We start from the raw sequence: 25,674 nt of genomic DNA on the forward strand, positions 1-25,674 counted from the left end.
TTGCGATTCACAACCTTATCCTTTGACGACTCGGCCAGACACGTCACGGTTGTGACAGCAAGACTGCACAGGCCCCAGATGACGACCGACGCTTCGCCCCACTCTCCGCCTCCCGATACAGACCCCGACGCGGATCTGCGTCCGCTGGAGATTGCCGGTCACCGGATCGACATCCTCGACGGGGCGTTCAGCTGGTTCATCCGCTCGCTCGACTCGGTCGTGTCGCGCGATCTCGATGCGCGGATGGGTCATCTGGAAGTGGCGAAGGGCAAGGGCAAGATAACCGCGCTGTTGCTGATCGACGATTACCCGGGCATCCGCCCCTCGGAAATCGCCGAGGTGCTGATGCGCGACCGCCCGACCACCGGGCGCATCATCGACCGGATGGTGCAGGCGGGTCTGGTCAGCCGTGGCGTCTCTGCCCACGATCAGCGCGCGCAATCGCTGACCATCACCCCCGCCGGCCATGACCTCGCCGAGAAGGTGCGCGAGATCATCCGCCAGCAGGAAGCCGAATTCTTCGATTTCATCGCCCCCGAGGATCGCGCGCAGTTCATGCGCATCCTGCGGCGGACCTACATGAGGATGCGCAGCAAATGGACATGACCGAAGCGCCGCGGGTGGCGCTGATCTCCGGCGCGAGCCGCGGCATCGGCGCGGCGGTGGCCGAGACGCTGTTCGCCGAAGGCTGGGCGGTTTCGCTCGGGATGCGGGCGCCCGCCCTGCCCGACTGGGCCGCGGCGGACCCCACGCGCGTGCATCTGTTCGCCTATGACGCCCTCGACCGCGCCGCCCCTGCGGCCTGGGTCGCCGATGCCGTGACGCGCTTCGGCCGCGTCGACGCGCTTGTTGCAAACGCCGGGATTTCGATCCCGAAGACCGTGGTCGAGATTTCCGACGACGAATTCGACCTGCTGACGGAAATCAACGTCAAGGCGCCGCGCCGTCTGGCCGCCGCCGCCTGGGAGGCGCTGTGCCAAAGCGGGCGCGGCCGGGTGATCGTGCTGGGCTCGCTTTCGGGCAAGCGGGTGAAATCGGCCCGCTCCGGCGCCTATTCGATGACGAAATTCGCCGCCGTCGCGCTGGCCCATGCGCTGCGGCACGCGGGCTTCGACAAGGGCGTGCGCGCGACAGCCGTCTGCCCCGGTTTCGTCGCCACCGACATGGCCGCCGCGCTGACCGAGCGCCCGGCCGAGCAGATGACCTCGCCCCGCGATCTCGCCCGGGTGATCTCTCTGCTGATCGCGTTGCCGAACGAGGCGAGCGTCGCCGAGTTCTGCGTGAATTGTCAGCTTGAGGAGTCCTTCTGAGATGCCCGGTCCTTTCGTCGTTCCCTTCCACGGGGATACCGAACTGCCTGCCAAGGTGGATGTCGTCGTCATCGGCGGCGGCGCGATCGGCGCCTCGACGGCGCTCGAACTGGTCGAGCGCGGCCTGAAGGTCGCCCTGTGCGAGAAGGGCGGCATCGGCCACGAACAGTCCAGCCGCAACTGGGGCTGGGTGCGCATCAGCCGCCGCGACCCGCGCGAAGTGCCGCTGATGGCCGAGGCGCTGCGGATCTGGGACGGTCAGGCCGAACGGCTCGGGCGCGACGTCGGCTACACCCGCGCCGGCATCATGTTCACCTGCGCCAATGACACCGAATTCGCCCAGCACGAGCGCTGGATGAAGAACCTCGAAGGCTATCAGATCGAGTCGCGGATGCTGACGCAGCGCGAGTTCGACGCGATCTGCCCGGGCGGCAAGCTGCCGATCAAGGGCGCGCTCTACACCCCCCTCGACGGCCGGGCGGAGCCGCAGAAGGTCGCCCCCGCCGTCGCCGAAGCGGCACGCGAGCGCGGCGCCCATGTGATGACCGAATGCGCCGTGCGCGGCATCGACACCAAGGCCGGCAAGGTCTGCGGCGTGTTCACCGAACGCGGTTACATCGCCTGCGACGCGGCGGTGCTGGCGGGCGGCGCCTGGTCGAGCCTGTTCGCGCGCAACACCGGGCTGCGTCTGCCGCAGCTCAAGGTGATCAACTCGGTTCTGCGCACGAAGCCCCTCGAAGGCGGACCCGAGGCCGCGATCTGGTCGAACGGTTTCGCCATCCGCAAGCGTCAGGACGGCGGTTACACCATCGCCAACGGTTTCGAGAACATCGCCGACATCGTTCCCGACAGCTTCCGCTTCTTCAAGGACTTCATGCCCGCGCTGAAGCACGAATGGCGTTCGCTGGTGATGCGCGGCGGTCTTCGTTTCCTCGACGAGGCGCGGATCCCCAACCATTGGAAGATGGACGAGGCCTCGCCCTTCGAATATTGTCGCGTGCTCGATCCGAAGCCGTCGTTCTCGTTGCAGGACCGGGCGCTGAACAACCTGCGCAAGGCCTTCCCGGTGTTCGCGAAGGCCGAGGTCGCGCAGCGGTGGGCCGGTGCCATCGACGTCACCCCCGACGCGGTGCCGGTGATCTCGGGCGTCGACACGCTGCCCGGCTTCTACATCGCCACCGGATTCTCGGGCCACGGCTTCGGCATCAGCCCCGCCGCCGGCCGCCTGATGGCCGATATCGTCACCGGGCACATGCCCTGCGTCGATCCCGCCCCGTTCCGGTTCAGCCGGTTCTCCGACGGCTCGAAGATCGAACTGATCTCGGGCTTCTGATCCTCGCGTCTCATCATCGCGGGCCAGCCGGCCGACAGAGCCGGCGCCCCGCTCCCCGCCCGACAGGGCCAATCCAACAGGGAATGCACCATGACCGATACCAAGACCTCCGAACCCGGCTTCAACCCCGGCCGCCGCTCGGCGCTGATGATGATGGGCGCGGCCGGCGCCACCAGCCTCGTGCTGCCCTCGATGTTCGGCCGCGATGCGGCCTTCGCCGCCAATGCCAAGGCCGATGGCAAGCTGGTTCTGGCCTTCTCGCAGGAACCGACCAACTTCAACCCGTTCATGCCTCATATCGAAGTCGACGAAGGCATGTATTACGCGCTCTATGACACGCTGTTCGACTTCGACCCCGCGGGCAATTTCTTCCCGGTGCTCGCCGCCGAGGTTCCCACGGTGGCGAACGGCGGCATCTCCGCCGACGGTCTGAGCTGGAAGATCAAGCTCAAGGAAGGCGTGAAATGGCATGACGGCAAGCCGCTGACCGCCGAAGACGTGAAATTCAGCCTGGAACTGCCGCTCGACCCGAACCTGCGGGTGATGCGCACCACCGGTTACAAGCTGCTGAAGGACATCACCGTCACCTCGCCGACCGAGCTGACCTGGACGATGACCAAGCCCTTCGCGCCGATGTCGGCGGTGCTGGCCTCGACCTGGATCATCCCGAAGCACGCCTTCGAGGGCGTCGCCGACAAGAACACCGCGCCGTTCAACAACGCCCCCATCGGCACCGGCCCGTTCAAGTGGAAGGAACGCATGGCGGGCGATCACATCGAGCTCGAGGCCAATGCCGATTACCACATGGACGGCCCGTTCTTCAAAACCCTGATCGTCAAGTACATCCCGGATCTGAACGTGATGTACACGCAGTTCAAGTCGGGCGATGTCGATGTCGTGGGCCTGCAGTGGATCACCCCCGACCATTATGCCGAGGCCAAGGATCTGCCCGGCAAGACCGTAGAAATCGCCGGCACGGGCACGTTCGAGTCCTTCGGTCTGAACATGATGCGCCCGCAGTTCCAGGACCTCGCGGTGCGTCAGGCGCTTTATGCGGCGATCGACAAGACCTCGATCATCGACGCGCTTTACTACGGCATCCCGCGCCCGACCGAGACCTACATGCCCCAGCAGTCGGCCTACTACAACGACGCCCTGCCGAAACATGAGTTCAACATCGCCAAGGCGAACAAGCTGCTCGACGATGCCGGCTGGAAGAAGGGCACCGACGGCATCCGCGAGAAGGACGGCGTGAAGCTGAGCTTCACCAACTCCACCACCGCGGGCAACCACCTGCGCGAACAGGTGCAGCAGTTCCTGCAGCAGTCGTTCAAGGACATCGGCGTCGAGATGAAGATCTCGAACCTGCCGCCGGCGGTGATGTGGGGCGAGTATTGGATGAAGTCGCAGTTCGATACCGTGATCGTCGGTCTGAACGTGCTGATGGGGGCGGATCCGGATACCTCGGACTACTTCATGTCGACCGCGTCGCCGGCGCGTGGCGGGGCCGGGCAGAACAACTTCTGCTATCAGAGCGCCGAAGTCGACGCGCTTCTGAAGAAGGGCGGAGAGACCTTCGTCCCCGAGGACCGCAAGGCGATCTACCGGAAGATCCAGGAAGTGATCCGCAACGATCTGCCGTTCCTGCCGATGTTCCAATATGCCGTGTGCAAGGGCCGCAAGACCTCTGTCACGGGGCCGACGCCGAACGTCAACAACCGCATCGACAGCTGGAACATCCGCGACTGGAAGATCTGACGATCTGACATCCGTCTCTGCCCGGGGGCCTTGAGGCGCTCCGGGCAGGGTGGGTCAGTTCCGCCCTGCCGCATTTTCACAACCTTCGCTCCGAACGGCGCCTGACCGGTGCCGTCCGGACCCCGATCCGTCCTCGATACGGGAGACCTGCCCCGATGCTTCGTTATGTGCTCGGCCGTTTCTGGCAAAGCCTTGTCCTGCTGCTGATCGTGTCCTTCATCGGGTTCACGGTGCTCAGCCTCGCCCCCGGCGGGCCGCTGTCGCAATTCGCGCTCTCTCCCGGCATGACGCAGGAGCAGCTCGACAAGATCGCCACGCAGATGGGGCTGAACCGCCCGCTGCCGGTGCAGTATTTCGACTGGCTCAGCCATCTCGTCACCGGCGACTGGGGCCGGTCCTATCGCGACGGCCAGCCGGTGCTGACGATCATCGGCCAGCATCTGTTCGCAACGCTGATCCTGATGGGCACCTCGACGGTGCTGGCGGTGTCTCTGGGCACCACCATCGGCATCGTCAGCGCGCTGCGCCGCCGCTCGGTGTTCGATTACACGATGACCGTCTTCGCGATGATCGCGCTGTCGATCCCGACCTTCTGGTTCGGCCTGGTGGCGATCTATTTCTTCTCGCTCAAGCTCGGCTGGTTCCCGGCGGGCAACATGTTCACCGTGGGCGACGGATCGCTGCTCGATTACGTGCGACATCTTGTGCTGCCCGCCATGGTGCTGGCGCTCGTCGATGTGGCGGTGTGGTCGCGCTACATGCGCACCGCGACGCTGAACGTCGTCAATCAGGATTTCATCCGCACCGCCCGCGCCAAGGGGCTGAGCCGCACGCGCATCCTGTTTCGCCATATCGTCGGCAACGCGCTGGTGCCGATGGTGACGCTGGCCGGTCTGCAGCTGCCCGCCCTTCTCGGCGGCGCGCTAGTGACCGAGACGGTGTTCACCTGGCCCGGCATGGGGCGGCTGTTCCTCGATAGTCTGGGGTATTCCGATTACCCGGTGGTGATGGGGCTTCTGATGACCTCGGCCATTCTCGTGCTGATCGGCAACCTTGCCGCCGATCTGATCGTCGCGGCGATCGACCCGCGCATCCGTCTGGAATGAAAGGAGCTTCCGACATGTCCATGACAGAGACCGCGGCCCTGCCGCCCCGCCCCTTCATCCGTTCGCGCGCACTGCGCCGTTTCCTCGGCCACAAGCTCGCCATGCTCGGTCTGGCGATGGTGCTGGTGCTGACGGCGGCGTGTTTCATCGGTCCGCATCTGCTGCCCTATGATGAGCTTTACATCGACCTGCGCGCCCGGTTCGCACCGCCCGGAACCGGCACGCATATCTTCGGCACCGACCCGCTCGGCCGCGATCTGGCGGCACGGCTGTTCCATGCCGGTCAGGTCTCGATGGCCATCGGCTTCGCGGTGATGGTGATCGCCACCTGCATCGGCGCGGTGGTGGGCGTCGTGTCGGGCTACTACGGCGGCCGGGTCGCGGCGGTGATGATGCGCGTCGTCGATGCCTTCCTGTCCTTCCCCTCGGTGTTCCTGATGCTGGTGCTCGCCGCGTTCATCAAGCCCGGTCCGGTGATGATCGCGCTGATCATCTCGGCCACCAGCTGGATGGAAGTCGCCCGCATCGTCGAGGCCGAGGTGAAATCGCTGCGCGACCGCGACTTCGTGCAGGCGGCGCGGATGCTCGGTCTGTCCGGCCGCTGGATCATGTTCCGCGAGCTTCTGCCCAACGCCATCGGCCCGATCATCGTCGCCGCTACCCTGACGGTTGCCCGTGCGATCCTGCTCGAGGCCTATATCTCCTTCCTCGGCTACGGCATCCAGCCGCCCCTGCCGAGCTGGGGCAACATGCTCAACGGTGCGCAGCAATATCTGCAATCGGCGCCGTGGCTGGCGCTGGTGCCGGGGATCGCGATCACCATGGCGGTGACCGGGTTCAACTTCATCGGCGACGGGCTGCGCGACGCCTTCGACAGCCGGACCGACCTGAAATGACCGCCGCCCCCCGCTTCTCGCCGTTCGAGACGACGCTGTGGTATGCGACCGCCGCCCCCGCGCCCGAAACCGACATGCTGCGCGGCACCGAACGCGCCGATGTCTGCATCGTCGGCGCGGGCTATGCCGGGCTGACCACGGCGCTCGAACTGGCGCGGCAGGGGGTGTCGGTCATCTTGCTCGAACGGATGGAGATCGGCTTCGGCGGTTCGGGGCGCAATGCCGGCCACTGCACGCCGACCTTCACCCATTACAGCCTGCCCGATCTGCGCCGCGTGCTCGGCGAACCCTGGGCCGAGCGGCTGATCCACCGCCAGACCCGCGCGAATGACAAGGTGGGCGAGATGATCGCCCGCTACGGCATCGACTGCGAATGGGAGCAGAACGGCTACGTTCAGGGCGCGCTGTTCCCGGGCCACATGAAGGTGATGGAGGCGCGCGCCGCCGCCTACAACGCGGTTGGTGCCCGCACCCGGATGCTCGACCGCGCCGAGACCGAGGCGATCACCGGCTCTCCGCGCTTCTACGGCGGGTGGCTGCATGAAGAGGCGGGCGGGCTCAATGCGCTCGGCTATGCCCGCGGCCTCGGCCGGGCGGTGCTGGCCGAGGGCGGGCGGATCTTCACCCGCTCGGGCGTCACCGGCTGCGAAAAGCGCGACGGCAAATGGTCGGTGCGCACCGACGCGGGCGAGGTGCTCGCCGAGAAGGTGATCTTCACCACCGGCGCCTATACCGTCGCGGGCTGGCCGAAACTCGAGGACACCTTCCGCATCATGCGCGTCTTCGTCGCCGCGACGCAGCCACTTTCGGCCGAAAGCCAGGCCGCCTGCCTGCCGCGCCGCACCACCATCCAGGACGGGCGCGGCGACATCTATGTCTACAAATACAACCGCGAGAACCGCATCGTCGCCTCGATGTTCCCGATGGGCCGGCGCGGACGCGATCCCGCCTATACCCGCCAGGTGCTGAGCGAGCGGCTGAAATGGCTGCACCCCGGGATCCGCGAGGAGCTGGACTGGCAATTCTTCTGGTTCGGCGAGCTCGACATGCAGCGCCTGACCGTGCCGCGGCTCTATGGCCTCGCGCCCGGTGTCGTCGCGATGACCGGGCTTTCCGGGCGCGGCGTGCCGACGGGCTCTATGCTCGGCGGGGTGCTCTGCGAATGGGCGCTCGGAGTGCCCGAGGCCGATCTGTCGCTGCGCCTCGAACCGCTCTCGGCCCAGCCCGCCTACATGCGCTTCGCGCCGCAGCTCGCGCTTAGGGGCTACCGGCTGCGCGACGATCTGCGCGCACTGATCCAGCGCGCGCCCCTGCCGCCTCACGCCTGAGGCGACACCGACATATGACATCGCCCCCCGCCACGCATGACGCGGGGATCCGGGACGATGCCTCATCCCGAGGCCCGGCGGGCACGCTCCCCCGGCCCGAAACGACAGGAGACAGGTCATGCCAGGACCGAAACTCGAACCGGTCATCAGTGACACCGCCTTGCCGGCATCCGTGGATGTCGTGGTCATCGGCGGCGGCATCGCGGGCACCTGCGCCGCGCTCGAACTCGCCGAACGCGGGCTGAAGGTCGCCTTGTGCGAGAAGGGCGAGGTCGGCGCCGAACAGTCCAGCCGCAACTGGGGCTGGGTGCGGCTGTCGCACCGCGACCCGCGCGAGATGCCGCTGATGGTCGAGGCGGTGCGGATGTGGCAGGGCCTCGATGCGCGCCTCGGCGCCGATACCGGCTACAAGCAGTGCGGCATCACCTACACCCTCGCCTCGGACGCCGAGATGGCGGATGCCGAGGTCTCGGTGGCCGAGCAGAACAAGTATCAGATCCCGGCGAAGATGATCTCGGCCTCCGAGGCTCTGTCGCGCTTCCCGGGGCTGAGCCTCGACATCAAGGGGGCGATGTACAACCCCGCCGACGGCCGGGCGGAGCCGCAAAAGGCCGCCCCCGCCGTCGCCCGCGCCTTTCAGGAGCGCGGCGGCACCGTGCATCAGAACTGCGCCGTGCGGGTGATCGAGACCGCCGGGGGCCGCGTCTCGGGCGTGGTGACGGAGCATGGCAAGATCGCCTGTTCGGCGGTGCTGCTCGCGGGCGGTGCCTGGTCGCGGATGTTCCTCGACAACATGGGGATCTATCTGCCGCAGCTGCGCACCACCAGCACGGTGATCCGCACCACCCCGATCCCCGAGGGGCCGGAGGGCACGATAAAATACAAGACCTTCACCGCGCGCCGGCGTGCCGATGGCGGCTATACCATCGCCGGCGCCGACACCGGCCGGTGCGAGATCACGCCCGACAGCTTCCGCCTGTTCGGGGCCTTTCTGCCGACGCTGAAGAACGAGTGGCGCGGGCTGAAGATGACGGTCGGGCGCCAGACCCTCGAAGGGCTGAGCCGGCGCCGCCGCTGGGGGCCTGCCGACCGCACGCCGTTCGAGGACACCCGCATTCTCGATCCCGTCCCCGACCGCAAGGCGGCGGATCGGATGCTCGCCGCGCTCAAGGCCGCCTATCCGGTGTTCGGCGCGGCCTCGGTCGCGCATTGCTGGGCGGGCGAAATCGACGTTCTGCCCGACGTGATCCCGGCGATCTCGGCGACCGAGGGGGTGAAGAACGGCGTGCCGGGGCTTTACATCGCGACCGGCTTCTCGGGGCACGGGTTCGGCCTCGGGCCGGCGGCGGGGCGGCTTGCGGCGGATCTGGTCTCGGGGCACGCGCCCATCGTCGACCCGACGCCGTTCCGTCTGTCGCGCTTCACCGACGGCAGCAAGATCGCCCCGATGATCGGCATCACCACACGCTGAGCCGGGGGCGCGCCCCGGACGGGGCGCGCGCGCGCACACACACTCGGCACAGGACAAAACGAAACCCCCGGAAGGACATCGGTCCTTCCGGGGGCTGTCGTTTCAGGCCGAAGCCGTGGGTCAGGCCGAAGCCGCGGGCCGATCAGCCGATGCGGTAGTTCGGGCTTTCGCGGGTGATCTGCACGTCATGGACGTGGCTTTCCTTCAGGCCCGCGCCGCTGATGCGCACGAACTCGCAGCCGCCGCGCATCTGGGCGATGGTGCCGTTGCCGGTATAGCCCATCGAGGCGCGCAGACCGCCGACCATCTGGTGCAGCACGGCCCCCACGGCGCCCTTGTAGGGAACCTGACCCTCGATGCCCTCGGGGACCAGCTTGTCGGCCGCGGCGTCCTTCTGGAAATACCGGTCGGCCGAGCCGCGCGCCATCGCGCCGAGCGAGCCCATCCCGCGATACGACTTGTAGGAGCGGCCCTGATACAGGATCACTTCGCCCGGCGCCTCATCGGTGCCGGCGATGGCCGAACCCACCATCGCGCAGCTCGCGCCCGCCGCGATGGCCTTGGCGAAATCGCCCGAGAACTTGATGCCGCCATCGGCGATCACCGGAACGTCGCCCGCCCCCGAGCAGGCATCCATGATCGCGGTCAGCTGCGGCACGCCCACGCCCGCGACGATACGGGTGGTGCAGATCGAGCCCGGCCCGATACCGACCTTGATCGCATCGGCACCGGCGTCGATCAGCGCGCGGGTAGCGGCCGCGGTCGCGACGTTGCCGGCGCAGACCTGCACGTCCTCGCGATAAGCCTTGATCTGCGCCACGGCACGGCCCACGCCCTCGGAATGGCCATGCGCGGTGTCGATCACGATCAGATCGCAGCCCGCGTCGATCAGCGCGCAGGAACGCTCGAACCCGGCATCGCCCACCGTCGAGGCCGCAGCGGCGCGCAGACGGCCCTTGGCATCCTTGGTGGCGAGCGGGTTCAGAACCGCCTTCTCGTTGTCCTTCAGCGTCAGGAGACCGGTCAGCTTGTTGTTCTCGTCGACGACGAGCAGCTTCTCGATCCGGCGCGCCTTCATCAGCTGCATCGCCTCGTCGCGATCGGCCGGCTCGTGCAGGATGGCGAGGTTCTCCGAGGTCATCAGAGCGCGCACCGGGGTCTTGTCATCGGTGGCGAAGCGCATGTCGCGGTTGGTGACGATGCCGACGACACGGCCGCCCTCGCCCACCACCGGGAAGCCCGAGACGTTGTATTTCTCGACCAGCGCCTTCGCGTCGGCGAGCGTCTGATCCGGGGTCAGGGTGATCGGGTTGAACACGATGCCCGATTCGAAGCGCTTCACCCGGCTGACTTCCTCGGCCTGCTGGGCGACGGTGAGGTTGCGGTGGATCACCCCGAGACCGCCGGCCTGTGCCATGGCGATCGCCATGCGCGATTCCGTCACGGTATCCATCGCCGAGGAGAGCAGCGGGATGTTCAGCCGGATCGAACGGGTGACCCAGGTGGAAACATCGGCCTGCGCAGGCAGGACGGAGGATGCCGCCGGAACAAGAAGAACATCGTCGAAGGTGAGGGCCTCACGAATCTGCATCGTAATCTCCGTGGCAGGTAACGTTTGGCAAGCCCCTGTTTCACGCCCGCGCCAAGGATGCAAGCCCAAAGCCGTGCGAAACGTGAAAAGCCACGAAAAACTTCATCTCTCCGTCACGGGGGCGGAACCGGGCGCGGGCCCGAAACCCCGTGACGTCCCCGCGCGCAGGCGTTAAACGAACCGCAGGAAAACACCCCGGGGCAAGCACACCCGGACACCGGCGGACAGGGAATGGCGGCAATGATCTACAATCGCGCGGACTGGCTTGCGGCGACACGCAGGCGCGTGCTGCTGTTCGGCATGTCGGGGCTGGGCAAGACCTACCTCGCCTCGATGCTGCGCGCGGGCGGCGAAGGATGGTTCCACTACTCGGTCGATTACCGCATCGGCACCCGCTACATGGGCGAGCACATCGCCGACAACTTCAAGCGCGAGGCGATGAAAGTCCCCTTCCTGCGCGAGCTGCTGATGTCGGATTCGGTCTACATCGCCTCGAACATCACCTTCGACAATCTCGCGCCGCTCTCGACCTATCTCGGCAAGCCCGGCGATCCGGACAAGGGCGGTCTGGCCTTCGGCGAATACCAGCGCCGGCAGGATCAGCACCGCGAGGCCGAGAAGGCCGCGCTGCGCGACACCCGCCCGTTCATCGAACGCGCCGGCGCGATCTACGACCTGCCGCATTTCGTGTGCGATTCCGGCGGCTCGATCTGCGAGGTGGTCGATCCGGACGATCCCGCCGATCCGATCCTGACGCGCCTCTCCGAAGACCTGCTGATGGTCTGGATCGAGGGCTCGGAGGCCCATACCGACGAACTGGTGCGCCGCTTCGACCGCGCGCCGAAGCCGATGTATTACCAGCCCGGCTTCCTCGCCCGGATGTGGGAGGGCTACCGTGCCGAACGCGGCCTGAGCGAGACCCGGGTCGACCCCGACGATTTCGTGCGCTGGACCTATCGCCAGGCGCTCGACCACCGCCAGCCGCGCTATGCGGCCATGGCGCGCAACTGGGGCGTCTCGGTGCGCGCCGAGGACGTCGCCCTTGTTCGGGACGAGAAAGACTTTACATCACTGATCGCGGCGGCCCTGCCCGCCTGACTGCCCGACATCGGGAAAACGGAGAGTTCCAATGCCCATCACCCTGCCCCAGACGCTTCCGGCCTTCGACATCCTGTCGCGGGAAGGCGTCATGGTGATGAGCCCCGGCCGCGCCGCGACACAGGACATCCGCCCGCTGCGCATCGCGCTGCTGAACCTGATGCCGAAGAAGATCCAGACCGAGAACCAGTTCGCCCGGCTGATCGGCGCGACGCCCCTGCAGATCGACTTCCAGCTGATCCGCATCACCTCGCACCAGACCAAGAACACCGCCGCCGAGCACATGGAGGAGTTCTATCGCCCCTTCGAGGAGGTCGAGGCCTCGGGCGAGAAATTCGACGGCCTCATCGTGACCGGCGCCCCGATCGAGAAGATCGACTTCGCCGAGGTCACCTATTGGGACGAGCTGAGCCGGATCTTCGACTGGACGCAAAGCCACGTCTATTCCACCTTCGGCGTGTGCTGGGGCGGCATGGCGATGGCCTATCATTTCCACGGCATCCAGAAACACCTGCTGGAGCACAAGGCCTTCGGCTGCTTCCGCCACGAGAACCTCGCCCCCACCTCGCCCTATCTGCGCGGCTTCTCCGACGAGGTTCTGGTCCCGGTCAGCCGCTGGACCGAGATGCACCGCGACGAGATTGAGGCGGCGGGGCTGAAAACCCTGATCTCCTCGCCCGAGACCGGCCCCTGCCTCGTCGAGGACGAAAGCCACCGCGCGCTCTACGTGTTCAACCATTTCGAATACGATTCCGGCACGCTGAAAGAGGAATACGACCGCGACATCGCGGCCGGAAAGACGATCAACGTGCCGAAGAACTACTACCCCGACGACGATCCGACCCGGAAGCCCTCGAACCGCTGGCGCAGCCATGCGCATCTGCTGTTCGGCAACTGGATCAACGAGATCTATCAGGGCACGCCCTACGACATGGCGCAGATCGGCCGCTGAGCGGGCAGCCGCCCGCACCGGGCTTTCGGCAAGGCGTCCGCGCTCTTGCCGGGGCCGGCGCTGCCTTGTCGCAGCGCCGGCCGCTCCGCCCGAAACCAGACGGTGCCGCCCTTTTTCCTTTCATCTTTCCGAAAATATCCCGGGGGAGTCCGGCGCAGCCGGACGGGGGCAGAGCCCCCTGCGCCATTCCCCCCTGCGCACCCCTGCGGGCACCCGATCCCTTGCGCCTCTCTCCCGCCGGCCTATAGTCGGACCGTCCCACCAGAGGAGCCGACGCATGGGCAAGACCGACGCCCCCCCCGCACAAGCCGAGCCCATCCCCTTCGTCGGCGCGATCACCCGCTATCTCGAAACCGCCGCGCCCGCCCATGTCCGCACTGCGATCCTGACCGCGAAGAAAGACGAAATCCTTTCGAAATCTTACCCTTACCGGGAAGAGATGAAAAAAAAGGATTACGAATCCCACATGGCCGCGCTGCAGGTCGAGCTGGTCAAGATGCTGTGGGATCTGAAGGCGACCGGCAAACGCCTCGCCGTCGTCTTCGAGGGGCGCGACGCCGCCGGCAAGGGCGGCACCATCGACCGTCTGCGCGAGAACCTGAACCCGCGCTCGGCCTATGTGGTGGCGCTGTCGAAACCCGACGAGCGCGAAGCCACGCAATGGTATTTCCAGCGTTACGTCGACCAGCTTCCGGGCGCCGGCGAGATCGCGATGTTCGACCGCTCGTGGTATAACCGCGGCGTGGTCGAGCACGTCTTCGGCTTCTGCACCCCCGACCAGCGCGCCCGCTTCTTCGACCAGGTTCCGGATTTCGAGAAGATGCTGGTCAAGGACGGGCTGATCCTGATCAAACTCTGGCTCTCGGTCGACCGTGCCGAACAGCTAAAGCGCTTCCTCGACCGCGAGCGCGACCCGCTCAAGCAATGGAAGCTGAGCAAGGTCGATGTCGACGGCCTCGACCGCTGGGACGACTACAGCGCAGCGATCCGCGAAACCATCGAGCGATCGCATACGAAAACCGCGCCCTGGACGGTGATCCGCTCCGACGACAAGATGCGCGCCCGCATCGCGGCGATCCAGACCGTGCTCACCGCCGTAGATTATGCCCGCAAGGACAAGACCGCGATCGGCGAAATCGACGACAAGATCTGCGACGGTCCGGATATGCTCGACCGCTGAGCGCGGCTCACAGCGGCACGCGTCCGAGCGGCGAAAGCGCGTTCGGACGCACCTCCGGGGTCAGGGTGATCTCGGCGCGGTCGCCGCGGAACCGGATCCCGATGCGGCGCAGCGGGCTCGGCACGATGCGCTCGACATGGCTCAGCCCGGTCTCGAACCCCTGCGCGCGCAACTTTTCGGCGAGCAGCACGCCAACCGTGTCATCGCCGCCGACCTGACGCACGTCGACCACCTTCACGCCCCGCAGCTGGCGCCGGATCATCTCCAGCTCGTCGTCGGTAATCGCCTGTGCCTCGCTCATGCAGCCCTCTTTTCGCCCACAGGTTGCGCCCGTCTTCGGCGGGCCAGCTGTATCGTGCCAGAAACCGGGCGTCTCGCCAACCGCACCGGCCACGCTCGCCTCTTCGCACCGGCGGTCCCCGGCCGAGGCACGGGCGGATTTCCGCCCTTGCCCGGCATCACATGCCCATTTTTCAGGCGTCCCTGTCGCCACCTGCCGTGATCTTCGTCGCAATCGCAGTTTTAAGATGCCCACACCTGCAGCGGCTGCCTAATCTGGGGGCAAGTCGAAGCAGGAAGGCGTCATGGCGATTTACGCATCCATTTATCATCTCACCCATTACAAATACGACAAGCCGGTGATGCTCGGCCCGCAGATCATCCGGCTGCGCCCGGCACCGCATTCGCGCACACGGGTGATCTCGCACAGCCTCAAGGTCTCGCCCGGCGGGCATTTCGTGAACCACCAGCAGGACCCTTACGGCAACTGGCTGGCGCGCTTCGTCTTCCCCGAGCCGGTGACCGAGTTCAAGATCGAGGTCGATCTGGTCGCCGACATGACGGTCTACAACCCGTTCGACTTCTTCGTCGAGGAAAGCGCCGAGACCTGGCCCTTCGACTACCCCGAGGATCTGCGCGACGATCTGGTGATCTACCGCACCCCCGAGCCCGCCGGCCCCGAGCTTCAGGCCTTCCTCGCCACCGTCGACCGCACGCCCGAGCGCACCGTCGATTTCCTCGTCGGGCTGAACCGGCAGGTGTCGCAGGCCGTCAATTACACCATCCGCATGGAGCCGGGCGTGCAGACGCCCGAAGAGACGCTCTCCCTCGCCTCCGGCTCGTGCCGCGATTCCAGCTGGCTTCTGGTGCAGGCGCTGCGCCATCTGGGCTTTGCCGCGCGCTTCGTCTCGGGCTACCTGATCCAGCTGAAACCGGATGTTCAGGCGCTCGACGGCCCGTCCGGCACCGATCACGACTTCACCGACCTGCACGCCTGGTGCGAGGTGTTCCTGCCCGGCGCGGGCTGGGTCGGGCTCGATCCGACCTCGGGCCTGCTGACCGGCGAAAGCCACATCCCGCTCGCCGCGACGCCGCATTACCGCAATGCCGCACCCATCGTCGGCGGCTTCACCGCGACCGGCGAGGTCAAGACCGACTTCGAATTCGACATGCAGATCCGCCGCGTGGCGGAACACCCGCGCATCACCCGGCCGTTCTCGGACGAGGCGTGGGATCGGCTGAACGCGCTCGGCCGCAAGGTCGATGCCAGCCTGAAGGCGGGCGACGTGCGCCTGACCATGGGCGGCGAGCCCACCTTCGTCTCGGTCGACGATTTCCAGTCGGACGAATGGAACACAGCCGCGGTCGGCCCGCAGAAACGCGGCCTCGCCGATACGCTGATCCGCAGGCTTCAGGCGCGCTTCGCACCCGGCGGCTTCCTGCATTACGGTCAGGGCAAGTGGTATCCGGGCGAGAGCCTGCCGCGCTGGACCTTCTCGCTCTACTGGCGCCGCGACGGCAAGCCGGTCTGGACCGACCCGAACCTGATCGCGAAGGAAACCGATCCGCACAAGGCGACGCCCGAGGACGCCGGTCGCTTCCTGGGCAGTTTCGCGACGAAACTCGGTCTCGATGCGGTCTTCGCCCAGCCCGCCTATGAAGACCCGGCAGAGTGGATCCTGAAGGAGGCGAACCTCCCGCCGAACGTCACGCCGGAAAACTCGAAACTGAAAAACCCTGAAGATCGCGCACGTTACGCGAAAGTCTTCAACCATGGCCTGACCGAGCCCTCGGGCTATGTGCTGCCGATCCGGCGCTGGTGGCAGGCGGCGGACAAGCCGTCGAAATGGCGTTCCGAGCTGTGGAAGCCGCGCCGCGGGCATATCTTCCTGATCCCCGGCGACAGCCCGGTGGGTTTCCGTCTGCCGCTGAACGCGCTGCCGTGGATCGCGCCGGCGCAGTATCCCTACAACTACCCCGCCGACCCGACACAGCAACTGCGCCCCTTGCCGAACTATCAGGAGATGATGGCGCGCCGGAACAAGATTCAGGCCGAGATCGACCGCCTCGCCCGCGAGGATGCCGAGCGCACCGAGATGATGCCCCCCATCAGCGAGGGCCATGTTCAGGGCTTCGTCCCCGGCCATGCCGATACTCCGCGCCAGCGCTATCAGGCGCAGGACGACGACCTCGGCCCGGGGATCGACCCGGCGGCGGGCTGGGTGCGCACCGCCATCGCGATCGAGCCGCGCGACGGCCGCCTGTGCCTGTTCATGCCGCCCTGCGACACGCTGGAAGATTACCTCGAACTGATCGCCACGGCCGAGGCGACGGCGGCCGATCTGAACCTGCCCATTCATATCGAGGGCTATTCCCCGCCGCACGATCCGCGGCTGAACGTGATCCGCGTCGCCCCCGATCCGGGCGTGATCGAGGTCAACATCCACCCCGCCCACAGCTGGGACGATTGCGTCGCCACCACCGAGGCGATCTATGAAGAGGCCCGCGCCGCGCGCCTCGGCGCCGACAAGTTCATGATCGACGGCCGTCACACCGGCACCGGCGGAGGCAACCATGTCGTCGTGGGCGGCGAGACCCCGAACGACAGCCCGTTCCTGCGCCGGCCGGACCTGCTGAAATCACTGATCCTGATCTGGCAGCGCCATCCGTGCCTGAGCTATCTGTTCTCCGGCCTGTTCATCGGCCCGACCTCGCAGGCCCCGCGTATCGACGAGGCGCGCCACGACACGCTTTACGAGCTTGAGATCGCGCTCAGCCAGATCAGCCCGAACATGGCGCCGCCGCCCTGGCTCGTCGACCGGCTGCTGAGGAACATGCTGACCGACGTGACCGGCAACACCCACCGCTCCGAGATCTGCATCGACAAGCTGTATTCCCCCGACGGGCCGACGGGACGTCTCGGGCTCGTCGAGTTCCGCGGTTTCGAGATGCCGCCGCATCCGCGCATGTCGCTCGCTCAGCAATTGCTGATCCGGGCGCTGATCGCGCGGTGCTGGGCCTCGCCGGTCGAGGGGCGCCCGGTCCGCTGGGGCACGGTGCTGCACGACCGCTTCATGCTGCCGCATTTCCTGTGGCAGGATCTGCTGTCGCTGCTCGCCGATCTGAAGGACCATGGCTTCGAGTTCGATCCGGTGTGGTTCGAGGCTCAGGCCGAGTTCCGCTTCCCGTTCTGCGGTCAGATCCAGGCCGAGGGCGTGCATCTGGAGATCCGTCAGGCGCTCGAACCCTGGCATGTGCTGGGCGAGAGCGGCGCGATCGGCGGCACGGTGCGCTATACCGACAGCTCGGTCGAGCGGCTGCAGGTCAAGATGACGACGCTGCATCAGGACCGCTACAAGGTGATGTGCAACCGCCGGCCGGTGCCGATGGAGCGCACGCTGACCTCGGGCGTGTCGGTGGGGGGCGTGCGCTTCAAGGCCTGGCAGCCGCCCGAAGCGCTGCATCCGACGTTGCCGGTGAACGCACCTCTGGTGTTCGACATCTACGACAGCTGGAGCGGACGGGCGATCGCGGGCTGCACCTACCGCGTAGCGCACCCGGGCGGGCGCAATTACGACACCTTCCCGGTCAATGCCTACGAGGCCGAGGCGCGCCGTCTCGCCCGGTTCGAGCCCTTCGGCCATACCCCGGGCGGCTACACCCCCGCGACCGAAGTGCCGCACCCGGAGTTCCCGTTGACCCTTGACCTTCGCAGACCGATCGGGCTGATGTGATCCGCCGGGCCTCAGCCCGGCCCAGATCAGTGACCCAGATGACCGACGCCGTTTCTCCCGCCTCCGCACCGGACCTGTTCGCGGATTACCGCCTGATGCCCGGTGTCGCGGACGAGCTGTTCGACCGCGACGGAGAGATGCGCCCGGTCTGGCGCCGCTTCGTCGAGCGGTTCTCGTTGCTCTCGGCGTCCGAAATCTCGGCCCGGTTCGAGCGCGGCAATCTGTATCTGCGCGATGCCGGCGTGTTCTTCCGCCAGTATTCCAACGACCCGACACAGGAACGCGAATGGCCGCTCAGCCATATCCCGGTGATCCTGCATGAAGACGAATGGGCCGGGATCTGCCGGGGCCTTTCTGAACGCGCAGATCTGCTGGAAGCCGTGGTCGCCGATCTTTACGGCGATCAGCGTCTGGTGCGCGACGGCCATCTGCCGGCGGAACTCGTCGCGGGCTCGCGCCAGTGGCTGCGCCCGATGGTCGGGGTGGAGCCGAAAGGCGGCCATTACCTGCATTTCCTCGCCTTCGAGATCGGCCGCTCGCCCGACGGGTCGTGGCTGGTGCTGGGAGACCGCACGCAGGCCCCTTCGGGGGCGGGTTTCGCGCTGGAAAACCGCATGGCGACGGGGCGGATCTTCCCCGAACGCTTCCCGCGCGCCCATATTCACCGGCTGGCCGGCTTCTTCGGCGCCTTCCGCGCCGCGATGGAGCGCCTCGCCCAAAGTCCGACAGGGCAGCGCGGCGCGACCGCGATTCTGACGCCCGGCCCGTCGAACGACACCTATTACGAGCACACCTATATCGCGCGTTACCTCGGCATGATGCTGCTCGAAGGCGAAGATCTGCTGGTCGAAAACGGTCAGGCGATGGTGCGCACCATCGAGGGGCCGCGCCCCATCGGGATGCTGTGGCGCCGCATCGACGCGGCTTTCGCCGACCCGCTGGAGCTGAACCCCGACAGCCATATCGGCACGCCCGGCCTGATGGAGACGGTGCGGCGCGGCAATCTCGCGCTGGTCAACGCGCTCGGCTCGGGGGTGCTGGAAACGCGGGCGATGATGGCCTTCCTGCCGCGCATCGCCGAGGTGCTGACCGGCCGCCCCCTCGCCATCCCGAACATCGCGACCTGGTGGTGCGGCGGCGCGGCCGAGCGCGCCTATGTGCGCGACAATGCCGCGCGGATGATGATCGGCTCGGCCTATGCCGTCGATCTGCCCTTCGATCTCGGGGCGCAGACGGCGCTCGGCGGCGCATTCCGCTCGACCGGGCACGCCTCGATCGAGGAATGGCTGGAGGCCGAGGGGGCGGGCCTCGTCGGGCAGGAAGCGGTGACGCTCTCGACCACGCCCGCCTGGGTCGAAAGCCCGGACGCCGGCGATGCCGAGGGGGCCACGCGTTCGGGCGGCGTGGTGCCGCGCCCGATGACGGTGCGGGTCTTCGCCGCGCGCACGCCCGAGGGCTGGACCTTCATGAAGGGCGGCTATGCCCGGATCGGCAAGACCGGCGACGCGACGGCGCTGGCGATGCAGCGCGGCGGCTCGGTCGCCGATGTCTGGGTGGTCTCGGACCGGCCGGTGAAACCCGAGACGCTGGTTCCGGCCGCCCATGGCGATTTCCGCCGCGTCTCGCCCGGCACGCTGCCGGCGCGGGCGGCCGACAATCTTTACTGGCTCGGACGCTACGTCGAGCGCACCGAAGACGCGATCCGGCTGATCCGCGCCTATCACCTGCGGCTGGCGCAGACCGACAACCCGTCGGATGCGCGGCTGCAACTGCTCGGCGACTATCTCGACAGCTATGGCATCGACGTGGACGAGCCCTTCCCGAGCGCGCTGATCGACCGCATCGAATGGGCCCGCGGCTGTGCCGGCAAGGTGCGCGACCGGTTCTCGACCGATGGCTGGGCCGCACTGAACGACATGGCGCGGACCGCGCGGCGGATGACCCGCACGGTGCGGCCGGGCGACGACGCGGCGCGGGCGATGTCGGTGATGGTGCGCAAGATCACCGGCTTCTCGGGCCTCGTGCACGAGAACATGTATCGCTTCTCGGGGTGGCGGTTCCTCAGCTTCGGGCGGGCGCTCGAACGGGCCGATGCGCTCGCGGGGCTGCTCGCGACCTTCGCCGACCCCGCCGCGCCCGAGGGCTCGCTCGATCTGACGGTCGAGGTCGCGGACAGCGTCATCACCCATCAGCGCCGCTACCGGGTCGAGACCTCACGCGACACCGTGGTCGATCTGCTGGCCCTCGATGCCGACAACCCGCGCTCGATCCTGTTCCAGATCCAGCGGCTGCGCCGTCTGGTGGCCGAACTGCCGCGCGCGACCGAGCACGGCCGGCTGTCGCCGCTCGCCCGCGCGATGGTGCCGCTCGAGAGCGCGTTCCTGATCGCCGCGCCCTCGGAAATCGACACCGGCCGGCTGAACGAGCTGCGCCGAGAACTGGCGCGGGTTTCCGACCTCGCCGGCGCCGCCTATCTGCGCTAGGACAGGCCATGCTTTACGACATCCGGCTGATCATAGATTACGACTATGCCGCGCCCTCGGACCATACCCGCAATCTGGTCCGGCTGCTGCCGCATGACCTGCCCGGGCGTCAGCGCGTGCTGTCGCGCCATCTGTCCTTCGATCCGCTGCCCGACGAGCGCAGCGACAGCATCGACTTCTTCGGCAATGAGATGAGCGCCGTCGCCTGGCACGCCCCCATCGACGCGGTGTCGGTGCGCCTTGCCGCGCGGGTCGAGCGGATCGCCGGGTCGGGCGCGCTCGATCTGTCGGTGCCGCTCGGCGATCTCGGGGGGGAAATCGCGGCCGAGCGCGGCCTCGATCCCGGGGCGCCGCACCATTTCACCGGCGCAAGCCCGCGCATCGCGCCGATGGCCGAGACCACCGCCTTCGCCCGCGCCGCCATCGCGCCCGGCACCACCGCACAGCAGGCGGTCGTTGCGGTCGGCCGGGCCCTGCATGGCACGATGACCTTCGATCAGAAAGCCACCACCGTCGACACCGCCCCGGCCGAGGCCTTCGCGAAGCGGCGCGGCGTGTGTCAGGACTTCACCCAGGTGATGATTGCGGCGCTGCGTGGCATCGGCATTCCGGCGGGCTATGTCTCGGGGTTTCTGCGCACCTTCCCGCCGCCCGGCCAGCCGCGCCTTGAAGGGGCGGATGCGATGCACGCCTGGGTCCGCGCCTGGGTCGGCCGCGATGCCGGCTGGATCGAGTTCGACCCGACGAATAACCAGTTCGCCGGCGAGGATTACATCGCCGTAGCCTTCGGACGCGACTATTCCGACGTCGCCCCGGTGCGCGGCGTGCTGCGCTCTTCGGGCGGGCAGAACAGCCATCAGGCGGTCGATGTGATCCCGCTCGACCCGGACACGGCGCAACCTCTGGTGCGCAGCGTGCCCGCGCGGCGGGCCGGGACCCGCGCCGAAAGCGACATGGAGACGCAGGCGGAGCCGGACGCCGCGGTGCCTCCTGAAATCTGAAAGCCCGTGCTCCGGCCCGGTCGCTCAGGCCCCGCCCGACAGCGCCCGCAGCACCGAGCGCGCGGCGCGCAGCCCCGGTGCCTCGCCGCCCTCGCCAAGGCGGGTCATGGTGATCTCCATCGCCTGCATCTGCGCCGCGCGCGCCCCGGCATCGCCAAACAGCGCGACCACCGCATCGGCCATCGCCTCCGGCTGACAGGCCGGGCCGAGGAATTCCGGCACCGCACGGGTTTCCGAAACCAGATTGACCAGCGTCACCGTGTCGATCTTCATCATGCGCCACACAATGGCCCAGGTCAGCCGGTTGGCGTCATAGCCGATGACCATCGGCACGCGATTGGCGGCAAGTTCCAGACTGACCGTGCCCGAAGCGGCAAGCGCCGCATCGGCGGCCGCGAAAGCCGCCAGACGGTCGGAGCGATCCTCGACGATCAGCGCGGGCACGGGCCAGTCCGCCACCGCAGCGCGCACCATGTCCGAAACGCCGCGCACCGTCGGCAACACCACCCGCAGACCGGCCACCCGGTCCTTCAGCAGCCCGAGCGTCTCGCCGAACTTCGGCGCAAGGCGCGAAACCTCGCCGCGCCGAGAGCCGGGCAAAACCAGAAGCAGTTTCTCTTCGGCCGCGATACCGGCGCGGGCGCGCCATGCGGCCGCCTCGGCCCCGGTCGCGCGGGGTTCGGACACCACCGGATGGCCGACGAAATCGCAGCTCATGCCCGCCGCGCGCATATAGGGCGGCTCAAACGGCAACAGCGCCAGAACGTGATCGATCACCTGTGCCATGCGCTTCGCCCGCCCCGCCCGCCAGGCCCAGACCGAGGGCGCGACGTAATGGGTGCAGAACAGATCCGGACGCGCATCCTTGACCTTGCGCGCGACGCGCAGGCAGAAATCCGGACTGTCGATGGTGATCAGCACATCCGGCCCGGTGGCGATCGCGGCATCGGCCGCTTCCTGCACCCGGCGGCGCAGCAGCGGATATTTCGGCAAGATCTCGGCCAGCCCCATCACCGACAGATCCTCCATCGGGAACAGGCTGGTCAGCCCCTCGGCCTGCATCAGCGGCCCGCCGACGCCGGCGAAGCCGACACCCGGCACCAGCGACTTCAGCCCCGCCATCAGCGCCGCGCCGAGCTTGTCGCCCGACGCCTCGCCCGCGATCAGGAAGACCTTCATGCCTGCACTCCCCACAAGGCGATGCCGTGTTTTTCGGCCGCCGCGATCACCGCCGCGCGGTCGAGCAGCAGCACCCCGCCCGCGCGCCAGCACAGGCACGACAGGCGCGCACGCGCAGCCCCCTCGACGGTGCGCGGTCCGATGGCCGGCATGTCGATACGCAGGTCCTGACCGGGTTTCGGCGCCTTCATCAGCACGCCGCCGCGATGCGCCTCGGGGCGGGTGGTGGCGACGAAATCGAGCATCGCATCGGTGCCGGGCAGCGCCTCGACGGCAAGGCACAGCCCACGTGCGACGACCGCGCCCTGCCCGACATCGACCGCGCCGAGAGCGGCGACGATCTCGGCCGCGCGGGCCATGTCCTTGCGGTCGGTCTCGGTGGGTTTGCCGCACAGCACACCCTCGCCGCCCAGCAGATCCGGCGCGATATGGTCCGCGCCGATGACCTCCAGCCTGCGTTCCTCGAACAGCGCGATCACCGCGCGCAGCGTCGCATCGTCGCCCTGCTGGATCGCACCCATGATCCGCGGCACCAGAAGCGCGGTGCGCAGATCGAATTTCGCCGGTTCGATCTTCGGGCGGCGGATCGCACCGGCGAAGCACACCTTGCGGATGCCGCGTCGGGTCAGCTCCGTCATGAACGGAACCAGACGTTCCACCCTGAAGCGCAAGGGCTCGGTCCCCGGGATCCCGGAGGCGAAACCCTCCAGCTCGCACAGCAGCATGTCAGGGCGCGCGCGCATCAGCAACGCCGGCAACGCCCCCGTCCCCGCGATCAGCGCAAGGTCCGGCGCGGCGATGTCGCCCTGGCTCATTTCGGGGCCAGGAAACTGCGATCCGACGGCCCGAGGATGAAATCGAGCACCTCGCGCACCATTTCGCTGTCGGTCCCTTCGTCGGCGAGCTTGCGGGCCTGTTCGCGGAAGTTGCCGACCGAAAGCGCCATGTAGGCCTCGCGCAGCGCGCCGATCTCGGCACGGCTGACGCCGTGGCGCTTCAGCCCGACGAGGTTCAGCCCTTCGAGCCCGGCGCGCGGTGCCGCGACGAGACCGTGCGGGATCACATCGGCCGCCACCATCGACAGCGCACCGATGATCGCCCCCTTGCCGATGCGCACGAACTGATGCACGCCCGACAGACCGCCGACGATCACGTCGTCCTCGATATGGCAATGCCCGGCGATGGCGACGGAATTCACCAGAATCACCCGGTCGCCGATGATCACGTCATGGGCGACGTGGCAACTCGACATGAACAGGCCGTCGTCGCCGACGCGGGTCACGCCGCCGCCGCCTTCGGTTCCGGGGTTCATCGTCACGTATTCGCGGATGCGGTTGCGCTTGCCGATGATCAGGCGGGTATGCTCGCCCTTGAACTTCAGGTCCTGCGGGATCTGCCCGATCGAGGCGAAGGGGAAGATCGCCGTGTCCTCGCCGACCTCGGTCCAGCCGCCGATCACGACATGCGACTTCAGCTCGACGCCCGCGTGAAGCGTGACCTCGGGGCCGACATGGCAAAACGGTCCGATGCGCACCCCTGCGGCGACGGTGGCGCCGTCCTCGATGACGGCAGAGGGGTGGATCTCGGCACCCGGATCAATCGACATGCGTCTTCTCCTCGATGCGGTGGGGTGCAGCTCAGGCCTTGGGCTTCGGGGCCATCATGGCCATGAACTCGGCCTCGGCGGCAAGCTCGCCGTCGACCGTAGCCTCGCCACGGAATTTCCACACCTTGCCGCCCGGTCGCAGGCATTTCACGTTCAGTTCCAGAATGTCGCCCGGCACCACCTTGCGGCGGAACTTGCACGAGTCGATGCCCATGAAATAGGTCAGCATGTCGCCGCCGATGATATTGGTCGACACCCCCACCACGATCGCCGCGGTCTGCGCCATCGCCTCGACGATCAGCACGCCCGGCATCACCGGCTCTTCCGGGAAATGGCCCTGGAAATGCGGCTCGTTCGAGGTGACCATCTTGATACCGACGCCACCTTCGAAGGGAACGATGTCGCGCACCTTGTCGATCATCAGGAACGGGTAACGGTGCGGCAGGATCTGCTTGATCAGCGACAGATCCACGGAGCTGTAAGGAGCGGGTTCGGTCATCTCATGTCCTTGGACTGCAAGGCGCCCGGACAGGGGCGCGGGGGATGTGCAAAGCGCCCGGGCCGGGGCACGCGGGCTTTCCGGGTCTTGCTAGCAACCGGGGGGCGCCTTGGCAAGCCGGGCCGAGGGGATGGCGCCGCGCTCAGGGCGAGGCCGGAGCCTGCGCCGGAGCCGGATCGCCCGTCGGATCGCTGTCCTGCGTCGCCGATGCCGTGTCGGCCGGCCCCTCGCCCATGCGCGCATCGACGAGCGCGATCATGTCCGGGGTCACGTCGGCCTCGGGCAGCGCCCGGATCACCGCGCGCTGGTCGAGAACGACCACCGCACCGCGCCGGTGCAGAACCTCGTCGAGCAGCGGCACCATCGCCCCGAAGAAGGCATTGCGCGCATCGTTGTAGCGCTGTTCGAGCGCCTTGCCCTTGGCGCTCTGTTCGGCCCGGATCTTCGTCGCGCGGGCGTCGAACTCCTTGGCGCGGGCCTGAAAGGTGGCCGCGTCGATCTTGCCCCGGGCCTCGGTCAGGGCGCGTTCCTCGGCAATCAGCTGATCGGCGATGCGATCGTTCTCTGCCTTCTGGGCGCCGGTATCGCGCTGCATATCGGCCAAGATCCGCTGTCCCCAGCGTGATCCGTCGAACAGCTGCTCCCAGTCGATGGTGAGCACCGGGCTCGGCAGGCGGATCAGCGCATCGCCGGGATCGCGGGGCGCAGCGACGACCGCAGAGCCCGGCGCGACGCCGGTCGGATAGTCGTCAGCCCCGCCGGTCGGCTGAGCCGTGGCCTGCTGCGCCACGGCCGGCGCAGCAAGGCACAGCAGCACCGCCATGCCCACCCGCCAGATCCGCGTTCCGCCCCGCTGTGCCATCGCCGTCG

At 67.6% G+C, this 25,674-nt stretch carries 21 protein-coding genes; 14 read left to right on the plus strand and 7 right to left on the minus strand.

Annotated features, from left to right (window positions below):
* Positions 1-78: 78 nt before the first annotated feature.
* The 8 genes from CG50_RS08845 to CG50_RS08880 all read left to right on the plus strand — a co-directional run bounded on the left by CG50_RS08845 (position 79) and on the right by CG50_RS08880 (position 9,202).
* A complete protein-coding gene (locus CG50_RS08845; protein ID WP_081880356.1) occupies positions 79-606 on the plus strand; it encodes a MarR family winged helix-turn-helix transcriptional regulator in 528 nt (175 codons plus the stop codon).
* On the plus strand, positions 597-1,310 hold the full coding sequence (locus CG50_RS08850; RefSeq protein WP_152559475.1) for an SDR family NAD(P)-dependent oxidoreductase: 714 nt from the start codon (positions 597-599) through the stop codon (positions 1,308-1,310). Before CG50_RS08845 ends, CG50_RS08850 begins: the two co-directional genes overlap by 10 nt.
* A 1-nt stretch (position 1,311) precedes the next feature.
* Positions 1,312-2,643, plus strand: coding sequence for an NAD(P)/FAD-dependent oxidoreductase (locus CG50_RS08855; RefSeq protein ID WP_036637273.1), 1,332 nt, complete (start codon positions 1,312-1,314; stop codon positions 2,641-2,643).
* A 90-nt stretch (positions 2,644-2,733) separates the two neighbouring features.
* On the plus strand, positions 2,734-4,401 hold the full coding sequence (locus CG50_RS08860) for a peptide ABC transporter substrate-binding protein (protein WP_036637275.1): 1,668 nt from the start codon (positions 2,734-2,736) through the stop codon (positions 4,399-4,401).
* Positions 4,402-4,556: 155 nt separating this feature from the next.
* Positions 4,557-5,507 carry an ABC transporter permease gene (locus tag CG50_RS08865; RefSeq protein WP_036637277.1) on the plus strand — a complete coding sequence of 317 codons (951 nt, stop codon included), beginning with the start codon at positions 4,557-4,559 and terminating at the stop codon, positions 5,505-5,507.
* Between the two features lie 20 nt (positions 5,508-5,527).
* Positions 5,528-6,403: an ABC transporter permease gene (locus tag CG50_RS08870; protein ID WP_211248596.1), complete on the plus strand. Its 876-nt coding sequence runs from the start codon at positions 5,528-5,530 to the stop codon at positions 6,401-6,403.
* Positions 6,400-7,731 carry an NAD(P)/FAD-dependent oxidoreductase gene (locus tag CG50_RS08875; RefSeq protein WP_036637281.1) on the plus strand — a complete coding sequence of 444 codons (1,332 nt, stop codon included), beginning with the start codon at positions 6,400-6,402 and terminating at the stop codon, positions 7,729-7,731. The genes CG50_RS08870 and CG50_RS08875 overlap by 4 nt, the downstream gene beginning before the upstream one ends.
* Before the next feature lie 118 nt (positions 7,732-7,849).
* The gene (locus tag CG50_RS08880) at positions 7,850-9,202 is read left to right on the plus strand and encodes an NAD(P)/FAD-dependent oxidoreductase (protein WP_036637283.1); all 1,353 of its coding nucleotides are present in this window, start codon (positions 7,850-7,852) and stop codon (positions 9,200-9,202) included.
* Positions 9,203-9,344: 142 nt separating this feature from the next.
* Here the strand turns inward: CG50_RS08880 and guaB are convergent, their stop codons facing one another.
* Positions 9,345-10,793 carry an IMP dehydrogenase gene (gene guaB, locus CG50_RS08885; protein ID WP_036637285.1) on the minus strand — a complete coding sequence of 483 codons (1,449 nt, stop codon included), beginning with the start codon at positions 10,791-10,793 and terminating at the stop codon, positions 9,345-9,347.
* 240 nt (positions 10,794-11,033) lie between these two features.
* Between guaB and CG50_RS08890 the strand changes: the two genes are divergently transcribed.
* From CG50_RS08890 to ppk2, 3 genes are all read left to right on the plus strand, one after another.
* Positions 11,034-11,891 (plus strand): hypothetical protein, encoded by an 858-nt coding sequence (locus tag CG50_RS08890; protein ID WP_036637471.1) that lies wholly within the window; start codon positions 11,034-11,036, stop codon positions 11,889-11,891.
* A gap of 31 nt (positions 11,892-11,922) precedes the next feature.
* A complete protein-coding gene (locus CG50_RS08895; protein ID WP_036637287.1) occupies positions 11,923-12,843 on the plus strand; it encodes a homoserine O-succinyltransferase in 921 nt (306 codons plus the stop codon).
* A gap of 277 nt (positions 12,844-13,120) precedes the next feature.
* Positions 13,121-14,023, plus strand: a complete 903-nt coding sequence (gene ppk2, locus CG50_RS08900) for a polyphosphate kinase 2 (RefSeq protein ID WP_051909772.1) — start codon at positions 13,121-13,123, stop codon at positions 14,021-14,023.
* A 7-nt stretch (positions 14,024-14,030) separates the two neighbouring features.
* Here the strand turns inward: ppk2 and CG50_RS08905 are convergent, their stop codons facing one another.
* Positions 14,031-14,324, minus strand: coding sequence for a hypothetical protein (locus CG50_RS08905; RefSeq protein WP_036637294.1), 294 nt, complete (start codon positions 14,322-14,324; stop codon positions 14,031-14,033).
* A gap of 283 nt (positions 14,325-14,607) precedes the next feature.
* On the opposite strand from CG50_RS08905, the gene CG50_RS08910 reads away from it, so the two are divergent.
* The 3 genes from CG50_RS08910 to CG50_RS08920 are packed head-to-tail and all read left to right on the plus strand — an operon-like array spanning position 14,608 to position 21,520.
* A complete protein-coding gene (locus tag CG50_RS08910) occupies positions 14,608-18,036 on the plus strand; it encodes a transglutaminase family protein (RefSeq protein WP_036637296.1) in 3,429 nt (1,142 codons plus the stop codon).
* Between the two features lie 38 nt (positions 18,037-18,074).
* Entirely contained in the window at positions 18,075-20,519 is a 2,445-nt protein-coding gene (locus CG50_RS08915) for a circularly permuted type 2 ATP-grasp protein (protein ID WP_036637298.1), read from the plus strand.
* An 8-nt stretch (positions 20,520-20,527) separates the two neighbouring features.
* The gene (locus tag CG50_RS08920) at positions 20,528-21,520 is read left to right on the plus strand and encodes a transglutaminase family protein (protein ID WP_081880357.1); all 993 of its coding nucleotides are present in this window, start codon (positions 20,528-20,530) and stop codon (positions 21,518-21,520) included.
* A 24-nt stretch (positions 21,521-21,544) separates the two neighbouring features.
* On the opposite strand, the gene lpxB is transcribed toward CG50_RS08920, so the two are convergent.
* The 5 genes from lpxB to CG50_RS08945 form a co-directional block, all read right to left on the minus strand.
* Positions 21,545-22,699 carry a lipid-A-disaccharide synthase gene (gene lpxB, locus CG50_RS08925; RefSeq protein WP_036637299.1) on the minus strand — a complete coding sequence of 385 codons (1,155 nt, stop codon included), beginning with the start codon at positions 22,697-22,699 and terminating at the stop codon, positions 21,545-21,547.
* Positions 22,696-23,514, minus strand: a complete 819-nt coding sequence (locus tag CG50_RS08930; RefSeq protein ID WP_036637301.1) for an LpxI family protein — start codon at positions 23,512-23,514, stop codon at positions 22,696-22,698. Before CG50_RS08930 ends, lpxB begins: the two co-directional genes overlap by 4 nt.
* A complete protein-coding gene (lpxA, locus tag CG50_RS08935) occupies positions 23,511-24,305 on the minus strand; it encodes an acyl-ACP--UDP-N-acetylglucosamine O-acyltransferase (RefSeq protein WP_036637302.1) in 795 nt (264 codons plus the stop codon). The genes CG50_RS08930 and lpxA overlap by 4 nt, the downstream gene beginning before the upstream one ends.
* Positions 24,306-24,336: 31 nt before the next feature.
* The gene (fabZ, locus tag CG50_RS08940; protein ID WP_036637304.1) at positions 24,337-24,804 is read right to left on the minus strand and encodes a 3-hydroxyacyl-ACP dehydratase FabZ; all 468 of its coding nucleotides are present in this window, start codon (positions 24,802-24,804) and stop codon (positions 24,337-24,339) included.
* Between the two features lie 142 nt (positions 24,805-24,946).
* Positions 24,947-25,666, minus strand: a complete 720-nt coding sequence (locus tag CG50_RS08945) for an OmpH family outer membrane protein (RefSeq protein WP_051909774.1) — start codon at positions 25,664-25,666, stop codon at positions 24,947-24,949.
* Positions 25,667-25,674 lie beyond the last annotated feature (8 nt).

The sequence above is a fragment of the Paenirhodobacter enshiensis genome, assembly GCF_000740785.1.
In the GTDB taxonomy this organism is placed as follows: Bacteria; Pseudomonadota; Alphaproteobacteria; order Rhodobacterales; family Rhodobacteraceae; genus Rhodobacter; species Rhodobacter enshiensis.

Coding starts and splice junctions, on each gene's coding strand:
- lpxA (WP_036637302.1), bottom strand. CDS start 24,305: ATGTCGATTGATCCGGGTGCCGAGATCCACCCCTCTGCCGTCATCGAG.
- CG50_RS08875 (WP_036637281.1), top strand. CDS start 6,400: ATGACCGCCGCCCCCCGCTTCTCGCCGTTCGAGACGACGCTGTGGTAT.
- CG50_RS08870 (WP_211248596.1), top strand. CDS start 5,528: ATGACAGAGACCGCGGCCCTGCCGCCCCGCCCCTTCATCCGTTCGCGC.
- CG50_RS08845 (WP_081880356.1), top strand. CDS start 79: ATGACGACCGACGCTTCGCCCCACTCTCCGCCTCCCGATACAGACCCC.
- CG50_RS08905 (WP_036637294.1), bottom strand. CDS start 14,324: ATGAGCGAGGCACAGGCGATTACCGACGACGAGCTGGAGATGATCCGG.
- CG50_RS08880 (WP_036637283.1), top strand. CDS start 7,850: ATGCCAGGACCGAAACTCGAACCGGTCATCAGTGACACCGCCTTGCCG.
- CG50_RS08890 (WP_036637471.1), top strand. CDS start 11,034: ATGATCTACAATCGCGCGGACTGGCTTGCGGCGACACGCAGGCGCGTG.
- fabZ (WP_036637304.1), bottom strand. CDS start 24,804: ATGACCGAACCCGCTCCTTACAGCTCCGTGGATCTGTCGCTGATCAAG.
- ppk2 (WP_051909772.1), top strand. CDS start 13,121: ATGGGCAAGACCGACGCCCCCCCCGCACAAGCCGAGCCCATCCCCTTC.
- CG50_RS08930 (WP_036637301.1), bottom strand. CDS start 23,514: ATGAGCCAGGGCGACATCGCCGCGCCGGACCTTGCGCTGATCGCGGGG.
- CG50_RS08855 (WP_036637273.1), top strand. CDS start 1,312: ATGCCCGGTCCTTTCGTCGTTCCCTTCCACGGGGATACCGAACTGCCT.
- CG50_RS08910 (WP_036637296.1), top strand. CDS start 14,608: ATGGCGATTTACGCATCCATTTATCATCTCACCCATTACAAATACGAC.
- CG50_RS08860 (WP_036637275.1), top strand. CDS start 2,734: ATGACCGATACCAAGACCTCCGAACCCGGCTTCAACCCCGGCCGCCGC.
- lpxB (WP_036637299.1), bottom strand. CDS start 22,699: ATGAAGGTCTTCCTGATCGCGGGCGAGGCGTCGGGCGACAAGCTCGGC.
- CG50_RS08920 (WP_081880357.1), top strand. CDS start 20,528: ATGCTTTACGACATCCGGCTGATCATAGATTACGACTATGCCGCGCCC.
- CG50_RS08895 (WP_036637287.1), top strand. CDS start 11,923: ATGCCCATCACCCTGCCCCAGACGCTTCCGGCCTTCGACATCCTGTCG.
- guaB (WP_036637285.1), bottom strand. CDS start 10,793: ATGCAGATTCGTGAGGCCCTCACCTTCGACGATGTTCTTCTTGTTCCG.
- CG50_RS08945 (WP_051909774.1), bottom strand. CDS start 25,666: ATGGCACAGCGGGGCGGAACGCGGATCTGGCGGGTGGGCATGGCGGTG.
- CG50_RS08915 (WP_036637298.1), top strand. CDS start 18,075: ATGACCGACGCCGTTTCTCCCGCCTCCGCACCGGACCTGTTCGCGGAT.
- CG50_RS08850 (WP_152559475.1), top strand. CDS start 597: ATGGACATGACCGAAGCGCCGCGGGTGGCGCTGATCTCCGGCGCGAGC.
- CG50_RS08865 (WP_036637277.1), top strand. CDS start 4,557: ATGCTTCGTTATGTGCTCGGCCGTTTCTGGCAAAGCCTTGTCCTGCTG.